The organism is Occallatibacter gabretensis, assembly GCF_001449115.1.
Classification (GTDB): domain Bacteria; phylum Acidobacteriota; class Terriglobia; order Terriglobales; family Acidobacteriaceae; genus Telmatobacter; species Telmatobacter gabretensis.
Genome location: NZ_LAIJ01000010.1, coordinates 710383 through 729622, shown reverse-complemented (window position 1 = coordinate 729622; position 19240 = coordinate 710383). Strand labels below are relative to the sequence as shown.

Sequence of the window (19240 nt, the reverse complement as noted above, 5' to 3'; positions counted from 1 at the left end):
TACCTCGTGCCATCTTGCTCTCCTCATTCCAGTGTGTCTCTTAGTCACTGGTACAAAGCAAGCCGGGCAGACCAAGACGCCAAACGGCGCCGCAACCAGGAACACATAACGAGCGGTTCTAAAGTGTTCTGTAAGGTTGTCTGCGAACCCATTGGGACGTTCACGTGCAAACAACGATTTCGGAGCCTGCGACATATCGATTCCTCAAGCCTCAATGGCGTTCAACTAGAGCCGTCGTACTGAGCAACAGTTCGGCTGGGTACACAATTCCCGCCAGCTGTGTCGGTTCGAATTGAAGCGAAACGAGACACACCCGCGAGATCAGCTAAAACTTCTCCAGCTGAAAACCATTCGATTTTGTTTTGGTAGGAAATGAAAAACTCCTACCGAGAGGTAGGAGTCATCAGCCTTTCCATTTCGGAAGGCGTTTAAAGGCGGATTCCTTCGCCACAATCTTTATATCAAAAACCAGAAGCAAGATCAACTCAAGCAAATCCTCGGTAACCCATCTGAATTAACGCATTCGCACTAAGACATGGTTGCCTGCTGGGTGGCGATTGAACTCATTTCCATCCCAGACTTCGTTACAGTGCAGAAGCGAATGGCTATGTAGTCGCACAGCGTGGGACTACACCTAATGGAACGATCAAGCTATGGCAGACAGGAACAAGACCCAACAGATGGCGGGAGATGTTCTCCGATTTCCTGACGAAAAATTGTGGCGGTGGATACGACTCTCACCGGCTCAAGCGCAGGCAGCACCATAGCCAACCGCATCATCGCTTTTCAAAACATGGTGCTGTCGCTGCTTCGTACTACCACGCCCTCGAAAATTCAGGGCCGCCGTTGCTGTCCTCGCGCAAACGGCTGTTGACACCGGCGTTGTGCTCAATGAGACGGCCGAAGAGCCAGATTACATCCGAAAGGCGATTGAGATAGGCCAATACTTCCGGCTGCACATCCGTGGCGCTGCTCTCCATAAAGCGAACGGCGCAACGCTCGGCACGGCGGCAGACGGTACGCGCGATCTCGTATGCGGCGGATTCCGTGTGGCCGCCGGGGAGCGACCAGTCTGCGAGAATGCCTTCTGTCGACTCAATCCTGTGCACGAGTTCCATGAGCTTGTCCACGTCTTCCGTTGCAATCACAGGCGGTGATTTTCTGCTCTCCGGCGGGTGGCTAACGCGGAACCAACGCGGAAGAGTGTCCTCTGGATTTCTTCGGTCCACGCTGCGATCTCTTTGTTCTGACAGATGCTGCATGCGAAACCGAGATGCGAATTCAGCTCATCGACCGTGCCGTAGGCCTCAACGCGAAGATCAGCCTTCGAGATACGTATGCCGCCAGCCAGGCCGGTCTGTCCTCCATCTCCATGCTTGGTTGCAATGCTCATCGTTCTTCTCCTTGCAGCGAATCGGTCTCCTCTCATGGGATGCGAAGTGTCTTGATAAGAAGAGAATGGTCCTATTCGATGATAAGTTCATCCTCGAGAGAATTCAGGCTCTGTTTTGCATCCTGTGTCGGCGGTAATTCTATTTCGCTGATGGGGGTGTCTTGAGAGCGGCCAATTCCCTGTTTGCCTGGCGGAGAAAAAGGGCGTCGGGATCGGCGTGAGACCAGAGGGCGAGAAAATGCTGATACGCATCGATCGCGGCGGCGCGATTGCCTTCAGCGGCCAGAGTGCGGCCGAGTCCCAGCCAAGAAAGCGGCTGTTCCTCGGTGTCGGAATTCTGTAGCGGGTAATCGACAATCACGTGATATTGCTTTTCGGCCAATGCGTTTTCGCCGGCTTCGCGATATGCGTCGGCGCGTAGCAGCGTGGTGAGCGGATCGCGTGCGTCGAGAGGCCGCGTGCGCTCGAGAGCGGCGACCGCGTCCGCAGGTTTATGCGCCGCCATGTCGGCCAGTGCCTGCACTTCCGGGCCACGGTAATCGTTCCAAATGGTGCCCTCGGGAAACTCAGCCTGCATCGCGTGGATTGCCGCTTCGGCTGCAGCAAAGTCTCCCACCCTGGCAAGGCCGACAATACTGTCCTCATCCTTTGGGTCGGCGGGCACGCTGCGGATCAGGCGCGTGCCATCCGCGACGTCGCCCTCTTCCACCAGGTTGGCGCCCTCATTCCATATAAGACCGTTTGCCCTGTCGTCGTCGCCCTGAGTCCGAAGCAATGCTACGCTCTGGGCGAGAAGCCGTTGTGCGTCTCCGAGTCGACCCTCGGCGGTGGCGATCTGCAATTCCACCATCCGGAAATAGACCGCGTCCGGATGTGCTGCGGCCCAATCCCTCTGCTTCTGCATGAGCGCAGTGTCATGAAGGACGTAGGCTGACTCAAGATAATGCCCGCGGACATTGTCCCCATCGAGTCCCCTGGCGATGGCGCGATCGAGGGTGGCTATGGCTGCTTTGGGATCGCCTGCCATTCGTTGTTCAAAGGTCAGATTGGTGTACATCCCTTGAACGTCGGGCCGTAGCTCCAGGGCACGTTCTTCGGAGATCAGAGAATCGGCATTGCGGCCGAGGTCGCGCTGAACGGCGGATAGTCCGGACCATGCCGGTCCGGAACGGGGGTACAGCTCGGTCCAGGTGCGATAGTTTCTTTCGGCTTCGTAGAGATTTTGTGTCGCGGTGGAGTGGTAAAGGGCGGTAATTTCCAATCGGACTGGCTCGCTGGCTGTGTTCCGTAGGCGAAACGCCGTGGAAATTGATTTTCGTTCCTCGGCAAATTCGTTGGTGCTGAACTGGTTTGCAGCCAGACTGAAATATGCGCCGGCGAAATTGGGATCTATGGTGATCGCGTTTTTCAGCAAGGCGATTGCGTCGGTGTATTTTCCCTGCGCTCCCAGAATGTTGGCCTGGCTGTAATCCTTGAGCGCTTCAAGAGACGGGGTGTTTTCAGGGAAGAGCGGCGTGTCAAAACGGGCGATGCTGCGGCGGGATTCGCCGAGTTCCTGGCGAAGACTTTCGGCGAGCTTGTCAATGCTCTGCGGAAGCTCTTCCGGAGTGGCGGCTTCCCGCTTTGCCTCGGCGAGGACTGCACCGTTCACGCAACTGGTGGCGTCTTCGGTCACCAGAAAATGTTGACCGACCCGTGCGACCGTGCCACGCAAGACGGCCTGACTATTGGTTCGCTCGCATATCTCACGCCAAATTGCCGGGGTCATGGCTTCGTCCGGCTTACGCATCATGGCGCCGAGGGTTAGGCGGACACGCGCGGGTGAGACTACGGAGACAAAAGGGCTTTGTGATAAATCGATGCGCAGGGCGTCGTCCAGAGTCCTGTCCAGAATCTTGTCGCCGGTACTTCCATCCATCGGAGTGAGAACGACGTCGATGGGCGCGCCGCCGGTGCGGTCAAGCCAGCGCTGCCAGCCAAACCAGCCCCCCGCGGCCAGCGCGACCGCGAGCGCACATGCGGCGGAAGCAACGACAACCGGATTCCGCTTTCGCGCCGCGGCTGGCAGACGCGCGGATTCGCGACCTACTTCCGTCTCGTCTTCTTCGAGCTTTTCTTCGAGAGTGATTCGTGTGATCGATTGGCTGGTGCTGAGAACGATCTGCTGCTGGACCTGTTCGTGCGAGACGGGAAGAGGCTCGATTTCGACTGGCGCGGCGAACCGATAGCCTCGACCGGGAACGGTCTCGATGATCTTTATGCCGGACTGGTGTCGCGAAAGAGCCTTGCGCAGCAGGAAGACCTGCTGGGTGAGATTGCTTTCCTCCACGAACTGGCCGGCCCAGACGGTTTCGAGCAGTTCGTCCTTGCTGACCACGCGATTGCGGTGCTCGACCAGGTAAAGGAGCACATCAAAGCTCTTCCGATTGAGTGCAATCGGTTCTTCCGCCCAGCGCAGAGTCCAGCTGAGGCGATCAATTACATAGCCTTCAAATCGGATGTGGCTCTTTGCTTCCAGCAAGATAGACCGCTTGAGAAGAAATTGAGTTGGGATTGATCGGGAGTTGAAGGCAGCATTTCAATGCGCATGGGATAACGGAGACCATGCAACGGACGAGTAGCAAAATACAACGATCAAAGCCTTGCTTGAAGCATAGCAAACAGGCGGTGGAAGCGCCATCGTTGTCGATGCGGGCAACATGTCTCCCATTTCTGGCCATCGCCGGCTCCGCTTCGCTCACACGGATGGCCTCATGAGGCGCGTTCGCCGGATTTCGGTCAGCATCGAGCACCGCGAGATCTCTGCGTCGATCACCCAGATCCTCCAGCGACCTGTGACGAGTTCTGGAAGCACTGGCTCGCCCGATGTCCTGAAAGACGCTATTCCGCCGGTGCACTGCCCGCAATGCGGCGGTACATGGTTTATGGGCTTTCAGGATGTGCTGGATCGAGGATTCATCGACTGGGTTTTACTCAAACTCGCGATTCTCACCGGGAGCATTCACCTCCAGCGACAGCCGGATGGCCAGCTCTGGATATGTGAGCGTTCGCTGCAACAGTTCAAAGAAAAGCCCGGATGACCTGGCGCAAGCGGCAGAATTTTCGCCCCGCCTCCGTCCTTTTGCTTCGCCCCATTTCTTTTCGAATTCGTGACTTTCAGATTTAGGAGCTTCGCTATGATTCCCCTTTTACCCTCAAGACGCTCTCTGCCAACTCTAGTTTTCATGCTGCTGACGCTCGCCACCACGTCTACCTCAAAGGCTCAGGCCCTACCCCGGACTTCGGCTGAACCTCAGACTCGGACTGGCAGCCAGTCCTCAACTTCAGCTTCCAAAGACGAAATACGCAAGACGCTGATGCGGCAGCCCCTGCATTTTGAGCCCGCTGCTGACGGAGCCATGAACGGAGAAATGACCAGCCGGACCTCCGAGCAGACATTGCGTATCGGCGTAAGTGGAAAGGTGGAGTTCGCGGCTCCGGGCGCATCTTCACTCTCGATGCAGCTTGTCGGCGCGAATGCCAAGGCGAAGCCCGAGGGAGAAGATGTGCTTCCGGGTTGCAGCAATTACATGATTGGCAACGATTCTGCGCGATGGCGGAGCGGCGTCAGACAGTTCGGACGCGTTCGAGTGCCGGCAATTTATCCCGGCATCGATCTTGTCTATTACGGCAATGGCAGCCAGCTGGAGCATGACTACATGGTTGCCGCGAATGCCGATCCGACCCGGATACGGATGCAAATTCAAGGCGCAAATGCCGTTACGGATGACAAGACTGGCGATCTGATCATGAGCCAGGCGGTTCATGCCGGCGCTGATGGAGAACGGTTGCGCTTTCTGAAGCCGGTGGCGTACCAGAAGCTTAAGGACGGCACGAAAAGGCCGATTACGGCCAGCTATCAGCTTCTGGCTAATGGCGATTACGGTTTTTCCCTGGGCCCTTATGACCACTACCAGCCACTGGTGATCGATCCCGTGATCCTCTATGCGAGCTACTTCGGCGGCAAGCACTATGACTCAATCGTCGATGTGAAGCTAGGCACGGATGACAGCATTTATCTGCTGATGACGACGGATTCCACCGATCTGAATACGGTTGGCGCACCCACCGGCGCATGCGCCGGCCAATGCGGCCCAACGAACCCGGACAACGGCGCTTACACCGTGCCCGACATGTACGTCGCCAAGCTCGACAAGACCGGCCAGACCCTGCTCTTTGCCACCTATCTTGGCGGCAGCAATATGGACCAGGCGTTTTCCCTGGCGCTTGATTCCGACGGAAGCATTTACATCGCGGGCACTACCCTCAGCGCCGATTTTCCACAAGTCAATGCCTATCCCGGCGGCCAGCCCACAGAGGGAGGCGAGTCGACGACCGGAGGCATCCTTTCCAAGCTATCGGCGGATGGATCGAAGCTCCTTTATTCGACCTATATCGGCTTCGGGCTACCGAGCGCGGGATATGTCGGTCAGGTCGGGGATGGAACCTCGCACTATATGGTCACCGCAAACAACGGCATCGTCTACCTGCTTGGAGCAGCGTCCCTCGGAAGTCCCGACGAATTCATCTGGAAGAAAAATGCCTTGTTCAGCACCGGTGTGGATTTCGTCGCCGAGATCGATACCACCAAGTCCGGAACCGACGCCGTCCTCTGGGCCACCCAGGTGGGCGATGGCAATTCTGCCATAACCTCAGCTACGTTATCGTCGCTGGCGCTCGATTCCAAAGGCAATGTCTGGCTTTATGGCGGTACTCCGGACTCCGCATTTCCGGTTGCCACCTCTGGCGCAGTGCAGCCCAAATGCAGCACAACGAGCACTACATATTGCAATTCGAGCTTTCTGATGGAGCTCAACCCTGGCGGCACCGCTGTGCTCTACTCCTCCTTCCTTGGAGGAACGAATCAATCCTCCGGCAATTATGGCAATCTCTACAGTGCCGAAATTCAGATAGACGCCGCAGACAACATCTATGTCTCGGGCAGCACCAACCAGGCTGATTTCCCGATTAAGAACGGTGTTTATCCGACCATTCCAAGCGACGACTTTTACGGATATCTCAGCAAGATTTCCGCGGATGGCGGAACGTTGATGTATTCGACCTATCTGCATTCGGCGGGTGTAATCGGGGTTTCTTCGAACGGCCAGGTGGCCTTCGCCGGCAGCTCCGGTGCTGGTTTCCCGCTTAAGAACAATCTCACGACTACGGAGCCCTCCGGAGAATACATGGACGGTGTCTTCGGCTTAATAGATCCCACTCTGCCCGGCGACAACTCGCTGTTGCTCTCGTCCTACCTGGGCACTACCACGAACTTCACGCTGCCGATGCGAGTGTTGCTGCCCAGCAGCGGCCAGATACTCATGGTGGGCGAGACCTACGCGACCGATCTTCCTGTCATCAACGCGTATCAGGCCACCTGCTCCAGTTGCGCGTCGGATACGGGCGGTGATGGATTCATCGCGGCAATTCAGCCAAATGACACCCTGACACTGACGCCTGCCACGATCACTTTCCCTGCAACGAGCGTGGGATCGACCAGCGCGGCCATGACCGCAACGCTCTATAACGGAACGACGAAGAGCATCTATGTTAAAGAAGGCTCGCTCACTGACAGCAAGGATTTCACTCATAGCGATAACTGTGCCATCCTCTCCCCGCTGACCGGCTGCACAATCACGTTCACCTTCACTCCTCAATCCGCTGGGACGCTGACTTCCACTTACACAACCGGCGACCTTGATAATCCATCCAACCCGCTCACCATCGCGCTGACTGGTGCGGCGAACTCGGCGTCCATAAGCGTTTCACCAACCTCGCTTGCTTTCGGCACGGTAGCGGATGGCACAACTGCAACCCAGTCTGTCACCGTCACCAATTCCGGCGATTCAGCCGCGCCTATCAGTGGTGCAAGCATAAGCGGGAACGCGGCCTTCGCTTTAACCAACAACACGTGCGGCGCCTCAATTGCCGCCAATGCAACCTGCCAGTATTCCATCACGTTCTCTCCCACGGCAGAATCGCCCTTCACGGGCACATTGACCATTACGGATAACCTGGGAACGCAGGTGGTCCAGCTCACGGGAACAGGAGGCCCGGCTAAGGCCTCTGAAACTCTCACGCCGGCCACCGTTGCTTTCGGCAATGTCTACGAAGGCCAGACCGCTACGCAGACAGTGACCTTCACTAACAACGGTTCGGCTGCGGTAACGATTAGCGCTGCAACCATCAATCCTCCCGTCTACTCGATCGTCACCACAACCTGCACTTCGCACGTAGCAGCCGGGGCATCCTGCACCTACACATTAAGCTACAACCCCATCGGCGTTGGCTCTGCAGTGGGCAGCTTCACTGTCACGGATGGATCGTCGAATCCTTCGGTGACTCTCACGGGAACAGGCATCCAGCCTATCAGCGGCGACAATGTCTTCCTGATCCCGGGTTCTATCAACTTCCAGAACGTCGTCGTGGGGCCACTTACCGAATCCCCTTATGCCAGTCTCACATTTGCCAACCAGACATCGCAGACCATTCAAGCCCAAGCCAAGAACTACGGCATCACGGGAGCGAACGCGCCCGTGTGGGGGCAAACCCTCGGTTACTCAGGATTCTGCCAGTACGACGGTAATGGTGACTACACAATCACCCTGGCTCCGTACACCAGTTGCATAATCAGCGTCTCCTTCGATTCGGATTCCGCTGCCGCAGATACGACTTACACCGCGCTATACCAAGTCAACTGGAACTATTCCGGCCAGACACAACTGCACTACATGGCGAGCGCTCTTACCGCTAACACGATTACTCCTGAAATTTCTTCTGTAACTCCAACAACGATTCAATTTCCGGCCACACCCAACGGCAAGACAAGTCCTGCCCAGGTCGTCACCATTACCAGCTCCGGCGATCAGCCGCTCAGCTTTGCGGGAGCCACGTTCAATGGCACGAACCCCGCGGCTTTTAAACAGACCAACAACTGCCCGGCAAGTCTGAACAAAGGCACTACCTGCCAGATATCCGTGTACTTCATTCCGGGAGCCACCGGGAGTGAATTCACGGCCAACATGGATGTGAGCCTCGGCACGGGCGATACGACCGTGACACTCAGCGGCGGCACCAGTCCTTCCGACTTTGTCCTCTCCTCTCCAACCCCACCGCAGGGTACTACGAACGCGAAATGGGAAATTGACGTCGCGCCACTGACCGCAGCCATTGGATTCAACCAACCCATCACGTTCACAGTGAGTGGCCTCGATCCTTCCTATGGAACACCGGTCTTTACCCCGTCCACGGTTACACCCAAGAACGGCACGGTCACCACGACGTTGACTCTCACACAGGCGTCACCTGCGGCACTCAATCACAAACCGGCTCGTGGTCCGGGCGGCATACGAACCGCTCTGCCGGCCCTCGCCTTCTGCATGGCGTTCCTGTTAGGGTTCCGCAGGAAACTGAAGAACTATCGCACCCGCATCGCGGCAATCATCGTGGTTATGGGACTCACAGCATTCGCACTCACAGGATGCGCCCAGCCCGCAGTCAATTTCACCGTAACCGCAACCAGTGGAAGCATCAGCCACCAAATAACACTGACTATCCAACCCTGACCATGACTATCCAATCATGACTGCTACCCATGCACTAAGGCCGTGTTTACGGCCTTAGTGCAGCGCAGCTGCTCACTTCGATCACTCGATTCGGCAAGTTCGGTGGCATCACGTCTGCGGCGGGCTCGGCGTGATTCTTATTCCCGGATACGATCTTGCAAGCTTCGACTCGATTTACCGCAATAGCGCCGGTCTGGCCGCATCTATTACTGTGCTTTTTTCTCATTGTTGCTACGGTCGTCATCCGGCAACTGATGGTCGGGGTCGACGACAACAGAAGCGATTGGTGTCTTGCTTTCGACCGTCCAGGTATAGCTGCCTTTCTGCAGCCATGTTTCCACTGGAAGCCTGACGCGCGTTTTTGTTCCGTCTGCAAGGATGGCCTCCACTGTGGTGGGCAACACGAGCTGGCCGCGATTGCTCAGCGTGACAGTTGAGCCTTCAATCTTATCCACGGCCACATCGTACTTCCAGTTGTTCAGATACCAACCACGCCAGAACCATCCCAGATCTTCCCCTGCTTCGCTTTGCATCTCGCGGAAGAAATCCGAAGGCGAAGGATGCTTGTATGCCCAATCGCGGGTGTACTTGCGGAAGGCCCAGTCAAAGCGCTCCGACCCAAGAATCTGCTCGCGCAAGAGAACCATTCCGTAGGCGCCTTTGAAGTAGCTCACGGGATGGCCCACAGCAAAGCCATAAGAATCCGCCGTGGCCATAAGTGTGGGCGCATCGGGATTATCCAGCACCTTCAGAATTGTGTCGGGGGGCTCTCCTCCGGCAGAGTATTCGCTATCGCGCTTCGGTCCGTATTTGCCGTTTGCGTACGTTGCAGACTCATCGATGTCGATGAAGGTGTTGAAGCCCTCGTCCATGAACGCGTGGCGTCGCTCATTCGAGCCTACGATCATCGGGAACCAGTCATGGCCAATTTCATGCGCCGTAACCCAGAAGAGAAATGAGCCATGATCGGGAATGCCATCAAAGACAATACCCGGATATTCCATGCCGGTTGAGAAGCCGGCCACATTGATAGCCGCAGGCCAAGGATATGGGTACCATTGCTTCGAAAAATGCTCCACCGTGTCCTTCACATACTCGGTGGATTTATCCCACGCATCCGGCCCCACGCTTTCTGGCGGATAGAAGCTCATTGCCAGCGACTTTTTGCCATCGGGCAGATTCATTCGCGCCGCATCCCATACAAAGACAGGAGAAGCGCTCCACGCCACATCGCGCGTGTGGTCCATGTGGAAATGCCATGTGAGGGGACCGTTCTGCGTGGGACGGCTCGCGGGGTCTGTTGCTTCCTCCGGCTTACGGATATAAACAGTCTTGTCGCTTGTGCGCGCTTGTTCCAGCCGATCCTGCTCGGCTTTGGTAAGAACCTCCTTCGGATTCACAAGCTCTCCGGAGCCGGCAACGAGCATGTTTGAAGGCACATTCACGTAGTAATCAAAATTGCCGTATTCCAGATAAAACTCACTGCCGATATAAGGCAACGTGTCCCATCCGCGCAGGTCGTCATACACGCACATCCGCGGATACCACTGCGCCATATCGTAAATTTCACCCTGCTTGGACATGCCCCAGGAATTGCGCCCGCCCCATACGCCGGGAATCTTGTAGTGGTACTGGATGTGAATCTTCAGCTGTCCACCGTGCGGCTTGAGCGGTTCCGCAAGCCGAACCTGCATCCGCGTGTCATTGACAATATAGTCGGCTTTCGCCTTCGTCTTGCCTGACTCAATCTCGACCGAATCCAAAACAAATCCGTCTGTCGAAGTATCCTCTGCTGGAGCAGTTGCGGCACCACCACGTGCGCGTCGTAAACCACCCATAATGGCGTGCGCCCGCGAATCCTTGCGATAGATGTTCTGCTCCATGTGAATCCACAGGCTGGGCAATGTATCAGGGCTGTTGTTCGTGTAGTGAATGATCTCCGTCGCACTCAACTGCCGTGCTGCTGTGTCGAGCTTGGCGTGGATCTCATAGTCCGCCGCATTCTGCCAGTAGCTCGGCCCCGGCGCACCATTGCTTGACCGGTATGCGTTCACCGGATCGGGCAACGAGAGCGGCGCAAAGGTCCGGCGCGGATCATAAGTGGTGGTCGTTGCACTCTGTGAGAAGGCCGTTGCGGTGGCAAGCGAAAGAAACAGAACCGGCTGGCATAATCCGCGCGGAAAGACCGAAGAAATCTTCATTAGCACTCTCCCCACCCAACAAAAGTGGATCTGTAAGTTTGAATCAGATTACATGAGAGAGCTGCTGCGCATGATGATCTGCTAATGCGCGAGGATGCGGCGTAGCTGTTGCTGAGCGCGCAGATTTTCTTCCGGAAGGCCTATGGTGATTCGTACCCAATTGTTATACGGCGGAAAGGCTCGCGCAACTTCAATGTCTTTCGCTGCGAAGGCGGAAGCGATCTCATCATGCGGGCGGCCGCTGTCGAAGAAGACGAAGCTGGCGCGTGAATCCGTGTAACGCAGCTTGAGTTCATCGAGAACGGCATGCCACTTGGCTCGTTCACTTGCCACGGCGGCACGAACGTGGGCAACATGTGCCTGGTCCGCAAGCGCAGCCGAGGCCGCCGCCATATTAAGCCTGCCGAGTGCTTCCGCATCGCCAAGTCCCTGTTTGCGCAGAAATTTTCCAATCTCTTTCGGTACGATTGCATACCCAATGGGAAGACCCGCGAGGCCGTGGATCTTGACGAAGGTGCGAAAGACAATCACGTTGGCGCCGTCACGCACCTTGGAGGCTGCTGAACGTTGCGCGAAATCATCGGTGTATTCGAGATATGCTTCATCGACGATCGCGGTCGCGTGCTGCGATACGTTGCGCAGGAAGCCGTGAAAAGTGGTGGAGTCGCTGACTGTGCCGGTAGGGTTATGTGGATTGACGAGAAATATGGCGCGAGTACGGGGCGTAATGCGCGACGCAAGGGCTGGCAGGTCATTCTCGAATGCTGGGTTCAGCGGCACGCCAATGCCTACGCCTCCGACGCGACTTGCTGCATCGATGAGCGCGAGATAGCCGGGTGTTGAGTAGAGGAACTCTCCTCCCGGGCCGCCCTGGCTGCCGAGGTACAGCCCAAGCTCAACCAGGATTTCTCCAGGGATAATCTGCTCCGGGGCTACGCGCTCATATGCGGCGATCTGCTCTACGAGTGCTTGAGCGGCGGAGGGTTCGCCGTAGCGAGAGATTTGCGTAAGCGCTTTTTCGATAGCAGGCGCGACCGTTGGAGACGGGCCCCATGCATTCTCATTGAGGTTGAGCCGGATGCGCTGCTGTTCTGAGGGTGCTGCCCAGGCAGTTAGAGAACCCGGCAATACAAGGCCGGAAGCGAGAAAAGCGCCTGATGTCTGAAACAGCGAACGCCGTGTAATGACTTGAGACACTGCAATGGCTCCTTGAAAAGTGAGGCGGCAGGCCGCCAGGGCCCGCCGCGTAGTATTCGTTAGTAAGTGATGTGGAGACCGAGTTGAAGATAGCGTGGAAAGTTAGCCATGGACGTAATCTGTCCGAAGTTCGAGCTTCCCAATGCAGTGTTGGGGCCATTGAACAATGGCGTGTTGAAAGTGTTGAAGGTCTCGGCGCGGAACTGGATATTCACACGGTCCCGGATAGGGATGTTCTTGAACAAGGAAATATCCCAGTTAGCGTAGCCTGGTCCACGCAGTGAGAGTGTGCGCGGAGCATCGCCGAAGGTGTAAGCGGATGATGCGGTGAAAGCTGCGGGATTGATGTAGCCGTTGAGCCTGTTATACAGGCTTCCGCTGGTTCCCAGAGGCGTATCTTCCACAAGATTTGGTCGCTGCACTCCGTTGCCGGCTACGGCGCTATTGGCATTGTTGCTCTGATAAACCGAGATGGGGAAACCGCTGCGGAAGGTTGGAAGCACATTCAACTGCCAATGGCCGATGATGTGATCGACGAATTGGCTGTTTGTTGCAAAGCGCTCACCGCTGCCGAAGGGAAGATCATAGAGCGCCCCGGCAACGAATCGATACGGGACATTGGAGACCGATCGTGCATATTCGCCTTCGAGGTTATAGACGTTTTGCGGAGCAGCTGATCCCGGGCTTTGAATGCTGTTGGCTGTGGCAAAGGATGAATCCCAGTTGCTTGACCAGGTGAACGACGCGATCAGGTTGAGTCCGCGTGCGGCACGCTTTTCAGCTTTGATCAGCAGTGCATCGTATTTGGCATGCGCAGAACTCACCAGCAGGTTGACGGAGGTGAACTGCGGAAACGGACGCAAAGCCTGGGAGCGCGCCACCGTGGATTGACCTAGGATACCTGCGCCTCCGGGAACATATACCGGGTTCGCTACCTGGTCACTTAGAGAGCTGCCGAGAGAGAAGTTCGAAGGGTTGAGCTGGTTGATGTTGATTGGCGTGCTGCCTCCGGGTGAGGGGGACAGGTTCGTAGAGCGTGAACCGATGTAGGCAGCGTCCAGGGCGATGTGTCCGGGCAGGTCGCGTTCTACATCCACTGAGAACTGCTGCACGCGCGGCGCATGAAAATTCTGATCATATGTTGTGACAGAGTTTCCTATGCCGGTGAGCAGACCGGCGGAGTTTCCTGCCGGCTTCTGGAAACCATCAGGAAATGGATTGCTGAGCGAGTTCGCGGATGTCTGGTCATTGTCTGTGCTGGCTACGTAGTTGTTTGCCTGAGAGTAGCCGGGCGCCAGCGCACCGATAGGATCGTAGCGGACAGGAGCATACAGAATGCCGTAACCGCCGCGCACTACTGTTTTAGAGTCGATCTGATAAGCAGCGCCGATACGCGGCGCAAACTTGGCGCGCGAAAGATCGCCAATATCTCGCTGATTGCCGTTGACGCCGGCAAAAAGAATGCCGCCGGTTACGCTGGCGCCATTGGAGAGCTGCGCCTGGACCGTGCGATTGAATCCTACGGCTAACTGGTTGTTGTTTTCCTTGAGGCCAGTTTCCGCTTCCCAACGCAAGCCGAGATTGAGAGTAAGGCGGCGCGTGATACGCCAGTCGTCCTGCGCGAAGACTGCGTTGTAGTCGAGATATGTGTGCAAGAACGTAGTGAGATCGACTTCGCCCGAGACTGGATAGCCGAGCAGCAGATCGGCAATGTCGTCCCCGGAGAGACCATCGGAAGAGTTTGGGTTGGCCTGTGTGAATGCGCCGGTGAAAGTGTAGGTTCCTGGAGCATTGCTGTAGTCCTGAAAGTCCAGACGCAAGCGGCGATACTCGGCGCCGAACGTGAAGTCATGATGACCAATGCTTTTTGAGAGCGCTCCATTGATGATTTGCGATTTCCAATTGTCGAGCTGGCTTGTGTTCTGGCCGAGCTGAGAGTAGTTGGCGAAAAAGATAGTTGGGAAGAATTTGGACTGAATGTTGTCCGAGTAGGACTGTGGGAAGCCGAGTTCACTGGGATCGAATCCCTGGCTGACTTCATTAATCAGATTGGGGAAGCGATTGATGCCGTAGCGCGCGGTCAGCACCGTGCTCGGATTTAGAATCCAAGTGCTGTTCACCTGCGTAGCGTCTACCTGACGATGATAGATGTACGAGTAGCTGCCCGGCAGTGTATGCAGCGGATTACCTAGCGGCTGCAATGCTTCATAGAAGATGTAGGAGCCATTCACGCTCCACCACGGCCGGATTTGTTGATCCAGCTTCACCGTGACTTCCTGGGCATGATCGCGCACGTCATCTGTTCCGGTGAACTCATTGGTGCCAGCTGCCGGCGACGGAAAGTATGAAACGATGTTCTTGCCAACCGTGTTGACATTACCGATGACATTGCCTGTGAAAGGGCGCCGGTGCACGCCGGTTGCATCCGTGTAGGTGTCATTTGGGTTGTAGATGACGTGTGGTGAACCGTCCGCGTTGAAGTCCTGGGAAAAATTGCCGCTGCGCTCAAGATCCGTGGGCACTACAAAGGTTTCTGTGTACGGTGAGGTTTGAATATAGCCTTCGGACCCGATCCAGAAGAAGGTTCTATTACTGCCATCATACAGATGCGGAATGAAAACAGGTCCTCCCAGTGACGCACCCCAGTTGTAGTAAGGACTATCCGGACGCGCAATCCCGTTGCGGTTGGCGAAGAAGTCATTGGCCAGCCATGCTGTCTGGCGGGTCTCGCCAAAGATGGATCCGTGCAGTGCATTGGTGCCGGAACGCAGCAGCGTATTGAAGACGCCGCCGCCGGTGCGGCCAACCTGTGCGTCATAAGTGAGCGCCTGTACCTTCACATCCTGGATGGACTCGATTGTCGGTATCGCAATGGGACGGTTGTTGGTGTCGGTGATCGGCACACCATCGATAAGATAGAGGTTTGAGGCAATTGGTCCGCCTGCAACCGATGTCGCCGTGGTTCCATTCTGATCGGCAAAGCGGATGAATTGGGGATTGCCGGTATTTACGAACACGCCTGAAAGACCTACGGCGATGTAAGGATTGCGGCCGAGCACAGGAATATCTTCGAGGCGGCGCTGATCGAAGTTCGCGCTTATGGAAGCAGTGGCGTTATCCACCAGCGGCGCCTGCGCTGAAACCTGCACGGAATCAACAGCAGTGCCGACGGCGAGCTGCACATCGAGTGTTAGAAAATCCTGCGTGGCCAGGGCAATGTGGGTGCGGTCGGCGGCTTCGAAAGAAGCTGCTGCAACATGCAACGTATAGATGGAAGGCCGAAGCGCGTCAAATGCGTAAGCCCCGTCCGAGTTCGACGTGGTGGAACGTACTTGGTGGGTGGTTTCGTCGGTCAATGTAATGGATGCCTTGGGGATTACTGCACCGCGGGCATCGGTGATGGAGCCGCGCAGGCCTCCGTTATACGTCTGCGCTCGCGCATTCGCAACAAAGAGAATGAGCAGCGAGAACACGATGAAGTGCAAAGATTTTCTGAATGATTGCGTCATGAAACAGCCTCTCCTGGAGCATTGACAAGGGAATATGTGGAATTTTGCCCGCTGCAGGAGGTCGCTTGAAGCGATTATGGAATGCGCCTGCACGTCAGGCACTGATTCCATTGAGTGGATGAGGAAGGAAAAAGACTACCGGCGAAGCATCGACACGCAGCCGCTCAACTCAATGGAATAAGCCCTTGAGTAACGACAACAACAGTTTGCCGAACGCTTGCGCATGATAAGAGTATATGCGTTTCAGGAATCGAAGGTCAAAGTGTATGCGATGAAGGGAGACAAACGTGCAGTGCTGACCTTCGAAAATTATGGGGTCGCAGGCTCACCCGGCGCCGTGCCGTTTTCATTCTTGCCGTTCGAACTGAGACGATTCTCATCCCTGACTACTTGAAGGCGCTGCACCATTTGATTGCGCTTGTCATTTTCGCCCAGTCCCGCGTATGCCCTGACGATAAGGAGATATGCTTTCTCATAACGCGGATTCGATTGGACTGCAGCAGTGAGATAGCTTACGGCATCCGCGGGACGCTGCTGATCCAGGAGCAATGCTCCCCATTTCACATTGTGCAGGAGAGTAATTGCCATCTGCCGCGAGGGACTGAAGGTTCCACATATCCAAGCTGCGCGACGAGTTCCTCAACGGGGAGATCTTCTACTCGATGAAGGAAATCAGGATCCTGGCAGAACGCTGGAGGGTTCACTACAACACCATCCGGCCACACTCCTCACTCGGCTATCGGCAAACAGCACCCGAGTCGTGGCAGACCGAAACCAAAACAGAGTATGGAGAAGTGGAAAGCAAACAATGCATCCCACTTCCCCACGCCCTCGACAGCGGCGATTTGATCACAAAAGAAGCTGCGCTACGCTAACACTCCACGGTACAAAAGATCGGGCAGTCCAAGTTGAGGCAGCGTGGTTGATGTCGCCTCTCACATCGCGCAGTGCATCTCTTGAGTCAAGAGATTGAACTCAAGAGATGCCCCATGCTAAGCATGGTCTGTGACAAGAAATGTCTGATTCTTCTCCATCGACTTCGTCAATTTCTGAAAATCGCCCTGAGTAAGTTGAGCAGGCAGAAAATCTGTCCTGCCCTCCGGATGCACTGCATCCTTCATCATCCGCTCGTGGTGATACGTTGACACACTCAGTGGCCTGACCGATGTTTTGCGCCAGTGATTTTGTTAGTGTAGCGCAGCTTTCTCTGAGTTCAGGTAGCCGCCGTCGGGGGTGTGGTGAAGTGGGAAGCGCGTAGCGGTTTCCACTTCTCCACACCCCCAGGTGTTTGCCAGCCAGGCCTCCGGTGCGGGCGGTCGATAGCCCAGTGATGAGTGCGGCCTGACGGTGTTGTAGTGGATGCGCCAGCGTTCGGCCAGCACACGTATTTCCTTCATAGAGTAGAAGATTTCTCCGTTGAGGAACTCATCCCTCAGCTTCGAGTTGAAGCTTTCGCAATAGTCGTTCTCCCAGGGAGAGCCGGGCTCGATGTACAGTGTCTTTGCTCCTGTATCTGCAAGCCATTTGCGCAGATCATTCGCAACGAACTCCGGTCCGTTGTCTGATCGTAGATACTCCGGCACTCCTTTCATCACCATGACATCAGCCAGAGCTCCGATCACTTTGGCACTCGACCATCTACGTTCGGCACGAACCAGCAGGGATTCGCGTGTGTGCTCGTCGATTAGATTAAGCAGACGCACTGTTCTTCCATCGTGCGTCCGTGCGCTGACGAAGTCGTAACTCCATACATGGTTCCTGTGCTCAGGCCTCAATCGCACGCACGAGCCATCGTTGAGCCACAACCGCCCTCGTGGCTTTTGTCTCTTCGGAACCTTCAGCCCTTCGCGACGCCATATGCGCTCCACCCGGTCCTTGCCCACTCGCCAACCTGCTCGCTGCAACAACGCCGTGATCCGGCGGTAGCCGTAGCGCCCTTACTGGCTGGCCAGATCGACGATGGCCCTAGTGAGTGCATCTTCGTCTTCACGCTGTGTCGGCCGATAGCGCTGCGTGCCGCGTGGCTGGTTCACCACACGACACGCCAACCGCTCGCTCATCCCGTGCTCTTGCCGGGCATGAGCCACCGCGCAACGCCGTCGCTCAGGGCTTAGAAGTTTCCCGAAGCGATATCCTTCAACACCAGCTTCTCAAGGCTTAACTCACTGACCAGACGCTTCAGCTTCGAGTTCTCTTGCTCTAGTTCCTTGAGACGACGCGCCTGGTCTACCTGCAGTCCACCGTACTCCTTGCGCCATCGATAGTAGGTCTGCTCAGTGATCAGGGCTTCCTTGCACGCTAAAGTGGTCGTCTTGCCGTTCGCCACTCCCACTTCGATCTGCCGAAGCAGGTTCACCACCTGCTCAGGCGTATGCCGCTTCCTCGCCATATCCGGCTCCTTTTCGTCCAGTTCCTATCATTGCAACTGGCACAAAACGAGCCCGGCAGTCCTCGTCATCAAGTTCGATGAGCGTTTGACCTGCCTTGACACTTTCATAGTCACCGACGTTGACCCTTTTAACTGTGCCGGAAATCCGTGTACTCAAGGGCGTCATATCGGCCTTCAGGTACGCATCGTCGGTCTCCTGGTCAGGGCGACTCCCCTGCCATCCTGTCCAGCGCCCTGCTATACCAAAGAGAAGACCTGCAGCAGTAAGCAAGACGATCAAGGGAATAATCCACGATTTTCTAATCATGCCTTGGAGCCTCCGGGCCTCGCTTAGATTCATTCGTCTTAGACTTGATCATTCGAGCCCTCGCTCAGTGCACTCCAAGTACACTGCAGGTAGCGTTCTGAGCGAGGTCATAGACGGAGCTCCAAAGACGGGATAGATAGAAGTCGTGCTGATGCAATCCAACAACCAGCAGATCGGCCCTTTGGTCTTTCAGGAAGTGGAGAACTGCTTGTACCTCGTTGCCAGCTACAACCGAACCTTGTGCATGAACACCCAACTCTCGCGCCAGGCTCGCTGCCTTCTCGTGCATTTCCCTGTGGCGGTGCCGTCGCTCTTCGATCATTGCGGCAGAAGCATCTGGATCAACAACAATTGAAAACGAGACGTAAGCAGGAAGATCACCAAGAATTGAAACAGTCGTTAGTTCTGCACTGCACACACGTGCAAGATCGATCGCCATCCGTAAAGCGCGCTGCGATTCAGGCAGATCATTCAATGCGACAACAATGTTGGAGAACATGAAAGCAACTCGGCTCTATCGTAAGAAGCCCCCTCGAGTGGTGGCCATTACATATTTCTGGTATGCCGGAAACATCACTTCGAGAGCAGGGTCGAAATCTATACAGAACTCGGGCTATCCCAGGAACCATCCGGAAGGACT

9 protein-coding genes, 3 pseudogenes and 1 riboswitch are annotated in these 19240 nt (G+C 55.9%); of the genes and pseudogenes, 3 read left to right on the top strand and 9 right to left on the bottom strand.

All coding sequences use genetic code 11. The annotated features are described in order from the left end of the window. Positions 1–387: 387 nt before the first annotated feature. Positions 388–458: riboswitch (Fluoride riboswitch) on the bottom strand. 357 nt (positions 459–815) lie between these two features. Both VO84_RS19135 and VO84_RS19130 read right to left on the bottom strand, forming a co-directional pair. Further along, a pseudogene (locus VO84_RS19135) lies at positions 816–1393 on the bottom strand (cob(I)yrinic acid a,c-diamide adenosyltransferase). A gap of 139 nt (positions 1394–1532) precedes the next feature. Continuing rightward, positions 1533–3914, bottom strand: coding sequence for a winged helix-turn-helix domain-containing protein (locus VO84_RS19130; RefSeq protein ID WP_231738076.1), 2382 nt, complete (start codon positions 3912–3914; stop codon positions 1533–1535). A gap of 232 nt (positions 3915–4146) precedes the next feature. On the opposite strand from VO84_RS19130, the gene VO84_RS19125 reads away from it, so the two are divergent. Next, the gene (locus VO84_RS19125) at positions 4147–4473 is read left to right on the top strand and encodes a hypothetical protein (protein ID WP_197414122.1); all 327 of its coding nucleotides are present in this window, start codon (positions 4147–4149) and stop codon (positions 4471–4473) included. Between the two features lie 144 nt (positions 4474–4617). Continuing rightward, positions 4618–8997 (top strand): choice-of-anchor D domain-containing protein, encoded by a 4380-nt coding sequence (locus VO84_RS19120; protein ID WP_197414121.1) that lies wholly within the window; start codon positions 4618–4620, stop codon positions 8995–8997. Between the two features lie 206 nt (positions 8998–9203). Here the strand turns inward: VO84_RS19120 and VO84_RS19115 are convergent, their stop codons facing one another. The 4 genes from VO84_RS19115 to VO84_RS19100 all read right to left on the bottom strand — a co-directional run bounded on the left by VO84_RS19115 (position 9204) and on the right by VO84_RS19100 (position 16492). Then, on the bottom strand, positions 9204–11198 hold the full coding sequence (locus VO84_RS19115) for a M1 family metallopeptidase (protein WP_058189335.1): 1995 nt from the start codon (positions 11196–11198) through the stop codon (positions 9204–9206). Between the two features lie 81 nt (positions 11199–11279). Then, on the bottom strand, positions 11280–12395 hold the full coding sequence (locus tag VO84_RS19110) for a pyridoxal phosphate-dependent aminotransferase (protein ID WP_197414120.1): 1116 nt from the start codon (positions 12393–12395) through the stop codon (positions 11280–11282). Between the two features lie 59 nt (positions 12396–12454). Next, positions 12455–15904, bottom strand: coding sequence for an outer membrane beta-barrel protein (locus VO84_RS19105; protein WP_058189334.1), 3450 nt, complete (start codon positions 15902–15904; stop codon positions 12455–12457). Positions 15905–16213: 309 nt separating this feature from the next. Beyond that, a complete protein-coding gene (locus VO84_RS19100) occupies positions 16214–16492 on the bottom strand; it encodes a tetratricopeptide repeat protein (RefSeq protein WP_058189333.1) in 279 nt (92 codons plus the stop codon). A gap of 29 nt (positions 16493–16521) precedes the next feature. Here VO84_RS19100 and VO84_RS23085 point away from each other — a divergent pair. After that, a pseudogene (locus VO84_RS23085) lies at positions 16522–16779 on the top strand (integrase core domain-containing protein); the annotation flags it as partial. 312 nt (positions 16780–17091) lie between these two features. Here the strand turns inward: VO84_RS23085 and VO84_RS22280 are convergent. The 3 genes and pseudogenes from VO84_RS22280 to VO84_RS19075 all read right to left on the bottom strand — a co-directional run bounded on the left by VO84_RS22280 (position 17092) and on the right by VO84_RS19075 (position 19099). Beyond that, positions 17092–18293, bottom strand: a pseudogene (locus VO84_RS22280) (IS3 family transposase). After that, positions 18268–18600: an HlyD family secretion protein gene (locus VO84_RS19080; protein ID WP_058189330.1), complete on the bottom strand. Its 333-nt coding sequence runs from the start codon at positions 18598–18600 to the stop codon at positions 18268–18270. Before VO84_RS19080 ends, VO84_RS22280 begins: the two are co-directional and overlap by 26 nt. A gap of 64 nt (positions 18601–18664) precedes the next feature. Next, the gene (locus VO84_RS19075; RefSeq protein WP_058189329.1) at positions 18665–19099 is read right to left on the bottom strand and encodes a universal stress protein; all 435 of its coding nucleotides are present in this window, start codon (positions 19097–19099) and stop codon (positions 18665–18667) included. Positions 19100–19240 lie beyond the last annotated feature (141 nt).